At 67.9% G+C, this 12,979-nt stretch carries 13 protein-coding genes; 7 read left to right on the top strand and 6 right to left on the bottom strand.

Annotated elements, in window-relative coordinates; translation table 11 throughout:
• Window positions 1-124 precede the first annotated feature (124 nt).
• The 6 genes from ITJ61_RS17300 to ITJ61_RS17275 all read left to right on the top strand — a co-directional run bounded on the left by ITJ61_RS17300 (window position 125) and on the right by ITJ61_RS17275 (window position 7,376).
• Window positions 125-874 (top strand): amino acid ABC transporter ATP-binding protein, encoded by a 750-nt coding sequence (locus ITJ61_RS17300; protein ID WP_104240898.1) that lies wholly within the window; start codon window positions 125-127, stop codon window positions 872-874.
• Window positions 875-941: 67 nt separating this feature from the next.
• Window positions 942-1,850 (top strand): glutamate ABC transporter substrate-binding protein, encoded by a 909-nt coding sequence (locus ITJ61_RS17295; RefSeq protein ID WP_104240897.1) that lies wholly within the window; start codon window positions 942-944, stop codon window positions 1,848-1,850.
• A 91-nt stretch (window positions 1,851-1,941) separates the two neighbouring features.
• Window positions 1,942-2,595, top strand: coding sequence for an amino acid ABC transporter permease (locus ITJ61_RS17290; protein WP_104240896.1), 654 nt, complete (start codon window positions 1,942-1,944; stop codon window positions 2,593-2,595).
• On the top strand, window positions 2,592-3,593 hold the full coding sequence (locus ITJ61_RS17285; protein ID WP_104240895.1) for an amino acid ABC transporter permease: 1,002 nt from the start codon (window positions 2,592-2,594) through the stop codon (window positions 3,591-3,593). Before ITJ61_RS17290 ends, ITJ61_RS17285 begins: the two co-directional genes overlap by 4 nt.
• A 163-nt stretch (window positions 3,594-3,756) precedes the next feature.
• Window positions 3,757-5,517, top strand: coding sequence for an ABC transporter ATP-binding protein (locus ITJ61_RS17280; RefSeq protein WP_194686944.1), 1,761 nt, complete (start codon window positions 3,757-3,759; stop codon window positions 5,515-5,517).
• Window positions 5,514-7,376 carry an ABC transporter ATP-binding protein gene (locus tag ITJ61_RS17275; RefSeq protein WP_308471581.1) on the top strand — a complete coding sequence of 621 codons (1,863 nt, stop codon included), beginning with the start codon at window positions 5,514-5,516 and terminating at the stop codon, window positions 7,374-7,376. Before ITJ61_RS17280 ends, ITJ61_RS17275 begins: the two co-directional genes overlap by 4 nt.
• A 210-nt stretch (window positions 7,377-7,586) precedes the next feature.
• Here ITJ61_RS17275 and ITJ61_RS17270 read toward each other — a convergent pair whose 3' ends face one another.
• The 4 genes from ITJ61_RS17270 to infC form a co-directional block, all read right to left on the bottom strand.
• Window positions 7,587-8,387: a TrmH family RNA methyltransferase gene (locus tag ITJ61_RS17270; protein ID WP_104240893.1), complete on the bottom strand. Its 801-nt coding sequence runs from the start codon at window positions 8,385-8,387 to the stop codon at window positions 7,587-7,589.
• A 176-nt stretch (window positions 8,388-8,563) separates the two neighbouring features.
• Window positions 8,564-8,950 carry a 50S ribosomal protein L20 gene (rplT, locus tag ITJ61_RS17265; RefSeq protein ID WP_068481110.1) on the bottom strand — a complete coding sequence of 129 codons (387 nt, stop codon included), beginning with the start codon at window positions 8,948-8,950 and terminating at the stop codon, window positions 8,564-8,566.
• A gap of 39 nt (window positions 8,951-8,989) precedes the next feature.
• Window positions 8,990-9,184 (bottom strand): 50S ribosomal protein L35, encoded by a 195-nt coding sequence (gene rpmI / locus ITJ61_RS17260; protein ID WP_104240892.1) that lies wholly within the window; start codon window positions 9,182-9,184, stop codon window positions 8,990-8,992.
• Window positions 9,184-9,855, bottom strand: a complete 672-nt coding sequence (infC, locus tag ITJ61_RS17255) for a translation initiation factor IF-3 (RefSeq protein WP_104240891.1) — start codon at window positions 9,853-9,855, stop codon at window positions 9,184-9,186. The genes rpmI and infC overlap by 1 nt, the downstream gene beginning before the upstream one ends.
• Before the next feature lie 291 nt (window positions 9,856-10,146).
• Between infC and ITJ61_RS17250 the strand changes: the two genes are divergently transcribed.
• Window positions 10,147-10,521 carry a DUF1844 domain-containing protein gene (locus ITJ61_RS17250; protein ID WP_104240890.1) on the top strand — a complete coding sequence of 125 codons (375 nt, stop codon included), beginning with the start codon at window positions 10,147-10,149 and terminating at the stop codon, window positions 10,519-10,521.
• A gap of 86 nt (window positions 10,522-10,607) precedes the next feature.
• On the opposite strand, the gene ITJ61_RS17245 is transcribed toward ITJ61_RS17250, so the two are convergent.
• Together ITJ61_RS17245 and ITJ61_RS17240 are read right to left on the bottom strand one after the other, a co-directional pair.
• Window positions 10,608-12,134, bottom strand: coding sequence for a phytoene desaturase family protein (locus ITJ61_RS17245; RefSeq protein ID WP_194686943.1), 1,527 nt, complete (start codon window positions 12,132-12,134; stop codon window positions 10,608-10,610).
• The gene (locus tag ITJ61_RS17240) at window positions 12,131-12,970 is read right to left on the bottom strand and encodes a carotenoid biosynthesis protein (RefSeq protein ID WP_104240888.1); all 840 of its coding nucleotides are present in this window, start codon (window positions 12,968-12,970) and stop codon (window positions 12,131-12,133) included. Before ITJ61_RS17240 ends, ITJ61_RS17245 begins: the two co-directional genes overlap by 4 nt.
• Between the last annotated feature and the right edge of the window lie 9 nt (window positions 12,971-12,979).

Here is a 12,979-nt window from a genome sequence, read left to right as displayed (position 1 = left end):
CCAGGCTCGCGGTGTATCCATGAGCACCGAAATTCCGGCAGCGAAGCACCGATCAGGTAACCATCTCGTTTCGAAAGCGAGAAATAGGCGACGACGGAGTCTGACGCTGTGGTGGAATCGCACCATGCAAAATCAGAGCGAGCACCTCGTCGTCGTAGACCACGTCGAGAAGCACTACGGTGAATTCCACGCCCTGAAGGACATCAACCTCAGCGTCGAGCGCGGTCAGGTCGTCGTCGTCATCGGACCGTCGGGTTCCGGCAAGTCGACCCTCTGCCGCACCATCAATCGACTCGAGACGATCACCTCGGGAGAGATCCGCATCGACGGGAAGGTGCTTCCCAAGGAAGGGAAGGCACTTGCCGCGCTGCGGGCCGACGTCGGGATGGTCTTCCAGTCCTTCAACCTCTTCGCCCACAAGACCATCCTCGAGAACGTCGCTCTCGGTCCCATCAAGGTCCGCAAGCTCTCGAGGGCTGACGCAGAGAAAGAGGCAAAGGCGCTTCTCGATCGAGTCGGCATCGGTCACCAGGCCGCGAAGTTCCCCGCGCAGCTGTCCGGTGGGCAGCAGCAGCGCGTCGCCATCGCGCGCGCCCTCGCGATGAAGCCGAAGGTCATGCTCTTCGACGAGCCCACGAGCGCGCTCGACCCCGAGATGATCAACGAGGTCCTGGACGTCATGGTCGATCTCGCCAAGGAGGGCATGACGATGATCGTCGTGACCCACGAGATGGGCTTCGCCCGCAAGGCGGCCGACCGGGTCGTCTTCATGGCCGACGGCCAGATCCTGGAAGACCAGTCGCCGGAGGACTTCTTCACGCATCCGAAGACCGACCGCGCCAAGGACTTCCTCTCCAAGCTCATCACCCACTGATCGTCGGCGCAGACCCCGCATCGACGCTCACGCAAGACGCAACAGACTTCCAACAGAAGGAGAAGAAATGCGAAAGACCAAGCTCAGCGCCATTCTCGGCGCAGGCATCCTGGCCTCGCTCGTACTGACCGGCTGCGCCGAGGGCGCTCCGCCCGCTGCAGGCGGCGGCGAAGGCACCACGACCGGTGAAGCACCCGTCTTCGAGGTCGCGACGGACGTCACGATCGAGGGATCGCCTACGTTCGACGCCATCAAGGCACGCGGCGACAAGGTCGTCGTCGGTGTCAAGGAAGACCAGCCGAACCTCGGCTACCTCGACGCCGTCACCGGTGAGCGCACCGGCTTCGACGTCGACGTCGCACGCTGGATCGCCGCATCGCTCGGTGTCACCGAAGAGAACATCGAGTTCAAGCCGATCGCCTCCGCCAACCGCGAGCAGGCGATCTCCAACGGCGACATCGACTACTACGTCGGCACGTACTCGATCACCGACAAGCGCAAGGACCAGATCGACTTCGCCGGTCCGTACTTCGAGACCGGCCAGGGCCTGCTCGTCGGCGCGGACTCCGACATCACCGGAGTCGACTCGCTCGTCGCCGGTGTCACGGTCTGCTCTGCGACGGGTTCGACCCCGATCCAGAACATCAAGGACAACTACCCGGAGGTCACGACCACCGAGTTCGACACGTACTCGCAGTGCGTCGACCAGCTGATCAACGGCCAGGTCGATGCGGTCACGACTGACGAGGCCATCCTGATCGGCTACGCCGCCCAGGACCCCGACAACCTCAAGGTCGTCGGCGAGCCCTTCAGCGAGGAGCTCTACGGCATCGGACTCGCCAAGGGCGATGACGCCCTCCGCGACCACATCAACACCACCCTCGAAGAGGGCGGCGACGTGTGGCAGGCGATCTTCGACTACAACCTCGGCTCGTCCGGAACCACGGTCACGCAGCCAGCGGTCGACCGCTACTAATCCCACAGGCGAGCGGCGGCGAGACACACTCTCGCCGCCGCTCGTTCGCACCTAGGGCGCCTTGCGCCCTGTCTCAGAAAGGAAGGCGAGCGTGTTCGATATCTTCACGAACCACCTCGACCTGTGGAGTGAGGCCCTTCTGGGGACGCTCATCCTCTTCTTCGGGGGCGCGCTCCTCGCGCTCGTCCTCGGCTTCATCGTGGGTGCCATGCGAGTCTCGCCGGTCCCGATCGCGCGGGCGGTCGGCGCCGCCTACGTCAACCTCGTGCGCAACACCCCGCTCACCCTCGTGTTCTTCATCTTCGTCTTCGCGGTGCCCGTCCTCTTCCCCATGGGCCGCACCGACTACCTGCTGCTCGGCGTCCTCGCGCTGGGCGTCTACACCGCCACGTATGTCGCCGAGGTGCTCCGAAGCGGCATCAACACCGTCCCTGTCGGCCAGGCAGAGGCCGCGCGAGCCATCGGCCTCCCCTTCGGGCAGGTCATGACCCTCATCGTGCTCCCCCAGGCAGCACGCGCCGTCGTCCCGCCCATGATGAGCGTCCTCATCGCACTGCTGAAGAACACCACCGTCGCTGCTGGGTTCTCCGCCGTCAACCTGGGCATCATCCGCGCCAACATGAGCGAGCGAGGTGAGAACGCGATGGAGGTGCTCATCTGGGTCGCCATCGTCTTCATCGTCCTCGTGCTGCTGCTCTCGTGGGTGCAGAACGCGCTCGAACGCCACTGGAAGGTTGCCCGATGAGCCAGACCTCTGTTCTCTACGATGTCCCAGGCCCCCGCGCGCTCGCTCGCAACAAGCTGCTCGGGATCGCGACGGTCGTCGTCATCGTCGCCCTCGTCGCCTTCCTCGTCTACCGCCTCAGCGCAACGGGCAACCTGAGCGCCGACAAGTGGCAGATCTTCGGCTACGCGGCTATCTGGACGCAGATCGCGGAGGCGCTCTGGGCCACGCTCAGCGCCTTCCTGGTCGCAGCCGTTGGTGCGTTGGCGCTCGGATTCGTCCTCGCCATCGGCCGCCTGTCGGACCACGCGTGGGTCCGCATCCCGTTCACGGTCGTGGTCGAGGGTCTCCGTGCGATCCCCGTCCTCATCCTCATGATGCTCATGTACTACGGCCTGCCGGCCATCGGCATCAAGATGGAGCCGTTCTGGGCCGTCGTCATCGCGCTCATCGCCTACAACGGCTCGGTGCTCTCCGAGGTCATCCGAAGCGGCGTGCAGTCGCTCCCGAGCGGTCAGGCTGAAGCCGGATACGCCATCGGCCTCCGCAAGAGCGGCGTCATGCAGATCATCCTGCTCCCGCAGGCGATCCGCGCGATGCTGCCCGTCATCATCGCGCAGCTGGTCGTGACCCTGAAGGACACGGCTCTCGGCTCGATCATCACGTACAACGAGCTGCTCTACATGGCGAAGCTCATCGGCGGCCAGGCGGATTACGGTCGCCCGTACATTCCCGTCACGATCGTCATCGGCGCCGTCTACATCGCCACCTGCGTGCTGCTGTCCTGGCTCGCGACCGTGGTGCAGAAGCGCATCTCGCAGAACCCGAAGGTCATCGCGGGCGCCGCCCCAGAGCCCGTCACCAATGCGGGCAATGTGACCGACACGGAGCTGATCCTCGTGCAGCAGTCCGACGTGCTCGAGCTCGAAGAGGAAGCTCGGCAGAAGACGAAGCATGATCAGGCGGAGGCGCAGCGCCAGATCGATCTGCGCAAGCAGGGCGACGGAGACCGCGTCTAGGCGCGCTCCCCGCAGGAATGCTCCCCGCGAGCCGGCACCGAGAGTCTCTCGGCACCGGCCCGCGGGGAGTTCTCCGTTTCTCGAGAGGTTCCCCGTCTCCGAGGAAGTCAGCGCCCTCCCCCGACGCGCCGCTGCACCGACAGAGGCGACTAGCCTGTATCGGATGCGCGCTGAGCCCGGACTTCGAGAACTGCTCCGACTCTGGGAGTTCGTGCGGCCGGTCAGATGGAGCCTCTTGGCCGGCTTCGCCTCGGCCCTGACCGCAGCCGGGCTGAGCCTCGTCGGACCGCAGATCATCCGCCTCATCGTCGATGGCCCCGTCTCCTCCGGCGAGCGGGCGGCCGTCATCTGGGGCTCGCTCGCGCTCCTCGCCGTCGGCTGCTTCGAGGCGCTCCTCTGGTACCTGCGCCGAATCTTCGTGCTCACGCCCATGGTCGGCGTCGAACGACGCGTGCGGGATCAGCTCTTCGCCCGGCTGCAGGATCTGCCGGCGGCCTTCCACGACGAGTGGGAGGCAGGCCAGCTCCTGTCGAGATCATCCGTCGACCTCAACCGGATACGCCGGTGGCTCGCGTTCGGCCTCATCATGCTGAGCGTCAACCTGCTCACGGTCGTCGCCGGCATCGGCGTGCTCCTCTGGCTCGATCCGGTGCTCGGCTGCCTCTACGCGGTGTTCAGCATCCCAACTGCCCTCATCACCCTTCGCTTCCAGCGCGTCTACGGACACCTCTCCCGGCGCAGCCAGGACCAGGCCGGGGCGCTCGCGACGACGGTCGGCGAGGCGGCGAAGGGGATCCGGGTCATCAAGGCCTTCGGCCGTGGCGGAGAGTTCCTCGAGTCGTTCCGCGAGGAGGCGCAGGCGCTGCGTGAGACCGAGCTCGAGAAGGCCCGCCGCCAGGCCGACATGCGCTCGTGGCTCATCCTGCTCCCCCAGCTCGCCGTCGCCACCTCGCTCGCCCTCGGTGTGATCGCCGTCGCCGACGGCAGGCTCACGATCGGTGCGCTCTCCGCGTTCCTCTTCACGGCGCTCATGCTCGCCTGGCCGGTCCGCTCCCTCGGCTTCCTCTTCGCCGACACCCTCGACGCGGCGGCGTCGACGACCCGTGTCTTCGAGGTCCTCGACACTGCGACTGCAGTCTCCGACCCGGAGCACCCGCTCCCCGTTCCGGACGGGCCCGGCGTCCTCGAGTTCCGGGATGTGCGCTTCGCCTTCCCGGATGCGCCGGACGGCGACGAGGTGCTGCGAGGCATCGACCTCACCCTCGTGCCCGGCGAGACGCTTGCGCTCGTGGGCGCGACCGGGAGCGGCAAGAGCCTGCTGAGCGAGCTCGCCGTGCGCCTCCACGATCCGACAGCTGGCGAGGTGCGGCTCGACGGCACCGACATCCGCCGTCTCCGCCGAGACGACCTCAGGGGCCACGTGGCCATCGCCTTCGAGCAGCCTCTGCTCTTCTCGGCCAGCGTCAGAGACAACGTCGCCCTCGGCCGACCGGACGCGAGCGACGACGAGGTGCGGGAGGCCCTGACCGTCGCGCAGGCCGGCTTCGCGCTCGAGCTCCCGGAAGGCCTCGAGACCCTCATCGGGGAAGAGGGGCACAGCCTCTCGGGAGGCCAACGGCAGCGCCTTGCGCTCGCCCGCGCCATCCTCGCGCGCCCCCGCGTCCTCGTCCTGGACGACCCGCTCTCGGCCGTCGACGTGCGCACCGAGACCCTCGCGACCGAGGCCCTCCGGTCGGCTCTCTCCGGCGTGACGACCCTCGTGGTCGCGCACCGGTCATCCACCGTCGCCCTCGCCGACCGGGTCGCCGTCCTCGTCGACGGTCGCATCACGGCCCTGGGCGAGCACCGCGAGCTGCTCGCAGCCGACCCCGTGTACCGGGGCCTGCTCTGGCAGGGCGACCACGTCGATGAGGTGGTCGCGTGACCGAGCCCAGCGCTGCTGCACCCCTCGGGGTGCGGGTCGAGCACCTCACGAGCGTCGACCGCGACACTGCCAGACTGCTCCGACGGCGCTCGCTTCGGCTCATGGGCCAGCTCCTCGCCCCGCACAAGGCACGCCTCGTGTGGCTGGGGGTGCTCGTCCTCATCAGCCAGGCGGCGTCGGCTGCCGGGCCTCTGCTGCTCTCGCAGGCCATCGACACGGGGCTTCCCACGCTGCTCGACGGCGACGCGGCCCCGTTCCTGGTCATCGTCGTCGCTCTGGTCCTCGCGACGATCACCGACGCCGGACTCTCCAACCTCTTCACCCGGAATGCCGCAGCGCTCAGCCAGCGTGTGCTCCTGCGAGTCCGGACCCTGCTCTTCGAGCACACGGGGCGTCTCGGCCTCGATTTCCACCAGCGCTACACGTCCGGGCGAGTCATCAGCCGCCAGACGAACGACGTCGATGCGGTCGCCGAGCTCCTCGAGTCCGGCTTCGGCGACCTGGTCAACGCCGTCGCGCGGATGGCATTCATCGCGGCGGCCCTGCTCATCCTCGACCCGTTGTCGGCCCTCGTGGCGTTCGCGGTCTTCGTGCCGGTCGTGCTGGTCACCCGACGGTTCCAGGTCGTCTCCTCACGCCTCTACCGCGAGTCGAGCGAACGCTCCGCGCGCCTCATCGTGCGCTTCGTCGAGACCATCACGGGCATCCGCGCCATGCAGGCCTTCCGCGCCGAATCGCGAAACGCGGACGTGTACGGCGGACTCAACGGCGCCTACACCGACACCGGTCGGCGAACCGCGATGGCGTTCGGCAATCTCTTCACCGGCATCGAGCTCATCAGCAGCATCGGCCTCGCGGTACTGGTGCTCGTCAATGGCCTCCGCACGCTCGAGGGCAGCATCGGCGTCGGCGTCCTCGTCGCAGCCGCGCTGTACCTCGTGCAGCTCTTCCAGCCGATGGAGGCCGTCGGCATGTTCGCGAACACCTTCCAGTCCGCAGTCGCGGCCCTGGAGAAGATCTCGGGCGTGCTCGAGGAAGAGCCAAGCGTCGCGGCACCCGCCCGAGATGCCAAGCAGGATCCGGCCCGACGGACGGCGGACCACCGCGGTGTCACCGAGCCCGGTGACATCGCCCTCCGTGGCACCGCGTTCTCCTACGGAGACGGACCACTTGTGCTGCAGCGTGTCGACCTGCACATCCCCGCCGGGCAGACCGTTGCGATCGTCGGCCCGACCGGGGCGGGGAAGACCACGCTGGCGAGCATCATCGCCCGATTCGCGGACCCGACGCAGGGGCAAGCGCTCCTCGATGGCGTCGACCTCCGCGACATCCCGGACAGCGAGCTTCGACGACGCGTCATCACGGTCACGCAGGACCCCTTCCTGTTCCAGGGCACCGTCGCCTCCAACATCGGGCTCGGGCGGCCGGGCGCGAGCCGCCAGGAGATCGAGGACGCCGCGAAGCTCATCGGCGCCGACCCGTTCATCCGACGCATGCCGAACGGCTACGACACCGACCTGAGCCACCGCGGAGTGAAGCTCTCGGCCGGGCAGCGCCAGCTCATCTCCTTCGCCCGCGCCTTCGTGGCCGATCCGGAGGTGCTCATCCTCGACGAGGCCACGAGCTCCCTCGACATCCCGAGCGAGCGAGCCGTCCAGAAGGCGCTCGGCACCCTTCTGCACGACCGCACGGCCGTCATCATCGCCCACCGCCTGTCGACTGTCAACGACGCCGACCGCGTGCTGGTCCTCGATGGCGGAGCGATCGTGGAGGACGGCTCCCCCGCAGATCTCGTGGCCCGTGGGGGTCGCTACGCCGAGCTGCACAGCGCCTGGCTGTCATCGCTCGACAGCGACTGACGCGAACGAGCGCCACTCCCGCGACGCGAGCAGGATACCCCCGAACCCGACTGACGACCGCGGAAGACGAGGCGAGATTCACCGCCAGCCAGCCAGCCAGCCGGCCAGACATCCAGGCATCCGGATCACCAGACGCGCAGAGAGACAGAGACGCCCGGGCCGCTCGACGCGAGTATCGCGAAGAGGCCCGGGCGTACAGGTGCGCTGCGGTCAGGCGCGCTGCGCGAACGCGCTCTCGTACAGGCAGACGGAAGCCGCGGTCGCGAGGTTCATCGACTCCGCTCGCCCGTAGATCGGCACGCTCATGGTCGCGTCTGCATACGCGAGCTGCTCGGCGTCGAGGCCGCGAGCCTCGTTCCCGAAGAGCCAGGCGGTCGGCTGCGCCAGCTCGCCGGCGTCACGAGCCGACAGCAGGTCCGAGCCGTCGATGTCGGCGGCGACGATACGGAGACCAGCGTCGCGAGCGCGCGAGGTGGCGACGTCCAGGGTCACCTCGACGGCGATCGGCAGGTGAAAGATGGAGCCGGTGCTCGAACGGACGACCTTCGAGTTGTAGAGGTCCACGGTCCGGCCCGTGAGGATCACCGCGTCGGCACCCGCAGCGTCGGCCGCTCGGATGATCGTGCCCAGGTTGCCCGGGTCGCGCACCTCCTCGAGGATCGCGACGAGCTTCGGCGAACCGCTCAGCGCATCCCGAATGGAAGCGGGGAACTGACGGCACACGGCGATGACGCCCTGCGGGGTCCGCGTGTCCGCCATCGCGTCGATGGCCTCCTCGCTCGCGAAGTCGACCTCGAGCTGGGCCTCCTCGGCAAGGCCACGCAGCTCGGAGTGACGCTCGAGCGCCGTGGGCGTGACGAACAGCTCCTCGATGAGCTCTGGGCGCGAGACCAGTGCCTCGCGGACCGCCTGGGGGCCCTCGATGACGAAGAGGCCAGTCTCCTGACGCTCCGACTTCTGCGCGAGCTTCCTGACGTCCTTGACGCGCGCGTTGCGCGGGCTCTCGATCATGGTGTCGACTTCTTCCTGCGCGCGAGGCGCTGCGTTGCTTGAGTGGATGCTCATCGAGCCAGGTGCGGATGCAGAGTGCAGGCCCTAAGAAAAGAACATGCGGCCGAGAGCTGGACTCTCGACCGCATGTTCATACGGCCGGCACACTCAGAGAGCGAATCGGGCCGAGGTGGTGACTAGGCCGCTGCGCGCGGAGCCGACGTGTCGGCCGGGAGCGCCTGCTTGGCTGCCTCGACGAGACCGGCGAACGTCGCGGGCTCGTTCACGGCGAGCTCAGCGAGGATACGGCGGTCGACCTCGATGCCAGCAAGGCCGAGGCCCTGGATGAAGCGGTTGTACGTGAGGCCGTTCGCGCGGGATCCGGCGTTGATGCGCTGGATCCAGAGGCGACGGAACTCGCCCTTCTTGGCGCGACGGTCACGGTAGGAGTAGACCATCGAGTGGATGACCTGCTCCTTGGCCTTGCGGTACAGGCGCGAGCGCTGTCCACGGTAGCCGGATGCGCGCTCAAGGATGACGCGACGCTTCTTATGGGCGTTTACTGCCCGCTTTACACGTGCCATGTGTGTTGATTCTCCTCAGTAAGTGTGGGTGCGGGCGGCTTAGTGGCCGAGCAGCTTCTTGGCGACCTTGGCGTCTGCCTTGGAGAGCAGCTGGTCCTGGTTCAGTCGAGCCTTGCGACCCGGCGACTTGACCTCGAGGTTGTGGCGAAGGCCGGCCTGCTGCTTCATGAGCTTGCCGCTTCCCGTGACCTTGAAGCGCTTCTTGGCGCCCGAGTGGGTCTTCTGCTTCGGCATTAGTTCTCCTCTGTGGTTGCAGACTCTGGTACAGACTCTGTTGCAGCTTCATCTGCAGATTCATTCGCAGCTTCGCCAGTTGACGGCTGCCCGTGCTTGGCCGCTCGAGACGCCTCGCGGGCCGCATTCCGCTTCGCGGAAGCGTCAGCCTTGACGTCGGACTTGTTTCGGAACGGGCCGATGATCATGACCATGTTGCGGCCATCGATCATGGGGTTTGACTCGACAGTGCCGTACTCCGAGACTTCCTCGGCGAAACGCTGGAGGAGGCGCACACCCATCTCCGGGCGCGACTGCTCGCGGCCGCGGAACTGGATCATGGCCTTCACCTTGTCACCGTCTTCGAGGAAGCCGATGGCGCGCTTGCGCTTGGTCTCGTAGTCGTGGGCGTCGATCTTCAGACGGAAACGGACCTCTTTGAGGACGGTGTTCGCCTGGTTGCGACGCGCTTCCTTCGCCTTCTGGGCGGCCTCGTACTTGAACTTCCCGTAATCCATGATCTTGGCGACGGGGGGCTTCGAGTTGGGGGCGACCTCGACGAGGTCGAGCTCAGACTCCTGCGCGAGGCGCAGCGCCATCTCGAGCTTGACTACTCCGACCTGCTCACCGCCCGGGCCGACAAGGCGGACTTCACTGGCACGGATGCGGTCATTGGTACGTGGTTCGCTGATGGAAGGCTCCTGACTTCACTGAATGTGGAAAGGAGGCGTCACACCAACCACGCTGCGCTCGCAGCGTGTTTCCACCCATCGCCACCGAGTCTGCGCATCCTGCAGCAAGTGCAGTTCGTGCGAACTCTGTGACCTCTTCCTGCACAGCCGCGAGGCCGGGCAAGGAAGGGAGTGGAGCAACCCGGTAACCTACGTAGAGCGGTTTGCGCGGGTGGGACGAATCCTCTTTCGTGGCCTCTGCACAGCAGAAACCGCTCGCCACATTACCAGAACTCCGGACAAAGGACCAGCGTGACCGACGCCTCACTCGAAAACCCCTCCGCAGCCGAGCCAGAGTACGGTGATCTGCGTCGCGACATCGGCGAAGTCCCGGCCGTCGAGCTCATCACGACAACCGCCGTCCACCTCATGAGCGCCGCCGCAGTCGCGTGCGGCCTGGACGAGGACAGCGGCGACGACGAGCTCGACCTCGACGAGGCCCGCAAGCTCATCTCGGCGCTCGCCGGTCTGCTCACCGCGAGCCTCCCCTACCTGGGCGACCACCACGCGCGCCCCCTGCGCGACGGCCTGCGCTCGCTGCAGCTCGCGTTCCGCGAGGCATCCGAGCACCCGGACCCCGTCGGCAAGGGGCCAGGCGAGGACCTCACCGGCCCCGTCTACGGCTGAGTTCGGACCACGCGACCACGGCCCGCTTGCCGAGCCTTCGGGCCGTCGAGCGGGCTTCGTCGATTCGTGGGTCGACCTCCGGGCGTTCAGCGGCCTTCGGCGGGCCCGACCAGTTCCGCGACGATAGCCGCCGAGAGGGTCACGAGCGGAAGTCCCCCGCCCGGGTGCGAGGAACCGCCAACGAGGTACAGCCCATCGACGGGCTGACGGTTAGCCGGCCGCAGGAAGGACGCCTTCGCGCCGTTCGACGCCGTCCCGTAGATCGAGCCTCCGGGAGAGAGCGTGTCGCGCTCGATGTCAGCCGGGGTGCGGATGCGCATCCACCTCACGTGCGGCCGCACGTCGAGGCCTCGTTCGGCCATGAGCTCCAGCAGCGACTCCGCGTAGCGGTCGGCGAGCCCCGGCTCGTCCCAGTCGACACCGTGCTCCGGGTCATGCCTTGGGGCATTGACGAGGACGAACCAGGCGCCGCTGTGCGGCCCCGGAACGGTCGCCGGATCCTGCGGCGCCGAGACGTAGATCGTGGGCCGCTCGACCGGCCTCGGCCCGGACCCCGCGTGCGCCCCGACGCCGAAGACCGCATCGAACTCGGCGTCGTAGTCCTCGGCGAAGAGCACCCTGTGGTGCGTCGCCTCGTCGTGCGCGAAGCTCGCACGCTCGAGGTCGTCGAGGGCGAGGAGCATGACGAAGCCCGAGAGCGAGGGGTCGAGCTTCTCGTGGCTCCTGGCGGCGCGCCTGGCCCCCTCGCTGTGCAGCAGCTCCCCGTAGACGGACTGGGCGTCGGCGTTCGCGACGACGACGTCCGCGGCGAGACGCTCCCCCTCAGTCGTCTCGACCCCGGAGACCCTGGCGCCTTCCTGGAGGATGCGGGCGACCCTGACCCCGGTGCGAATGCGCGCCCCGCACTCCACGGCACGTTCGGCGATGGCCTCCCCGAGCCGCCAGAGGCCACCTGGCACGTACCAGGAGCCGTAGGCCTGCTCGGCATAGGGCACCGTCGCGAGCGCAGACGGCGCCCGCCTCGGGTCCGACCCCGTGTACGTCGCGTAGCGATCCAGGAGTGCGCGCAGGCGAGGGTCCGAGAGGTCGCGCTCGCCGAACCCGCGCAGACTGCGCCACGGGGCCACCCGTGCGAGCGACAGCGGATTCACGGCGAGCGACGCGATCCCGGCCGCATCGATGGGCGATTCCAGGAAAGGACCCCTGGCGATGTCCCAGACGCGCTCCGAGCGCTCGAGGAAGCGCGCCCACTGCTGCCCGGTCCCCGCACCGAGCGCGGCGTCGAGCGCAGCGGGGATCTCCTCGATCCGTCCGGGCATGTCGAGCTCGCTGCCGTCGGCGAACCGGTACCGGCAGGCGACCTCGAGTCGGCGGAGCTCGACGACCGACTCGATCGACGCCCCCGTCTCCGCGAACAGCTCGGCGAAGACGTACGGCATGGTCACGAGCGACGGACCGGTGTCGAAGAGGAAGCCGTCATGCTCGAGGGTGCCGAGCTTGCCCCCGACCTTCTCGGCCTGCTCGAGCACCGTGACGTCGTGGCCCAGCGCGGAGAGGCGGGCTGCCACGGCGAGCCCGCCGACCCCCGCCCCGATCACCGCGACCGTGCTCATCGCGGGGAGTCCCCCGTGTGCGCCCCGGAAGCCACGAGGGAGCGCTCGGCTCTCCTCGCCCGCCAGTCGCGCAGCAGCACGGCGACAAGCGGGATCGCGATAGCACCCATGATCAGGCCGCCGACGAGAGCCACGCTCGGTCGCTCGAAGAACGTGAGGTTGCCGACGACGCACGTCGCGTACGTCCACAGGTAGACCGTGAAGGGTGCCGCGTCGCTCGGTGCGCCGTCGACCTTCTGCGAGCGAGCGGCGACGGCGTCGATGAGCCCGCAGATGATGAGCGAGACCAGGTACCAGCCGAGGAAGTTCGTGAGCGGGATGCCGTCGACGCCGGGGATCCCCGGGTCAGGGTGCTTCCAGCCCCAGTGCCCCGAATCGACCATCTGGGGGTCGAGGAAGACATCCCAGGCGGTGAGCGCCCACGCGGCCACGGCGACGCGCACGATACGCCGCAGCGCGCCAGGCGCCGTGCCGATGAGTCTCCGCGCGATGATGACCGCGGGGTAGGCGATCGTCACCCAGGCGAGGGGCACGATGAGCGGCACCTCGAAGAGCGAGAAGCCGAGCGACGGCGTGTAGATGTACTGTCCGAACGGGAAGCTCGTGGCCACACCGACGACTTCCGCGAAGAAGCCGATCGCGGCGGCGGCGAGCAGCACGGAGGCGAACCGCGGCCCGCGGGTCGCCCAGGCGTGGAGCACCCCGGTGGCGGCGAGCAGGGCGACGCTCGCGATGGTCAGCGGCACGGTGCCGCCGCCGGTGAAGGCGAACAGGCTCTGGACGAACATGCCTGCTGCGAGTGTCACCCACATGAGTCGTCGTGTGATGGCGGTCATCTTGAGTCC

It is taken from the genome of Pseudoclavibacter sp. VKM Ac-2888, assembly GCF_015351285.1.
In the GTDB taxonomy this organism is placed as follows: domain Bacteria; phylum Actinomycetota; class Actinomycetes; order Actinomycetales; family Microbacteriaceae; genus Pseudoclavibacter.
This window is presented reverse-complemented; position numbering and strand designations above follow the sequence as displayed.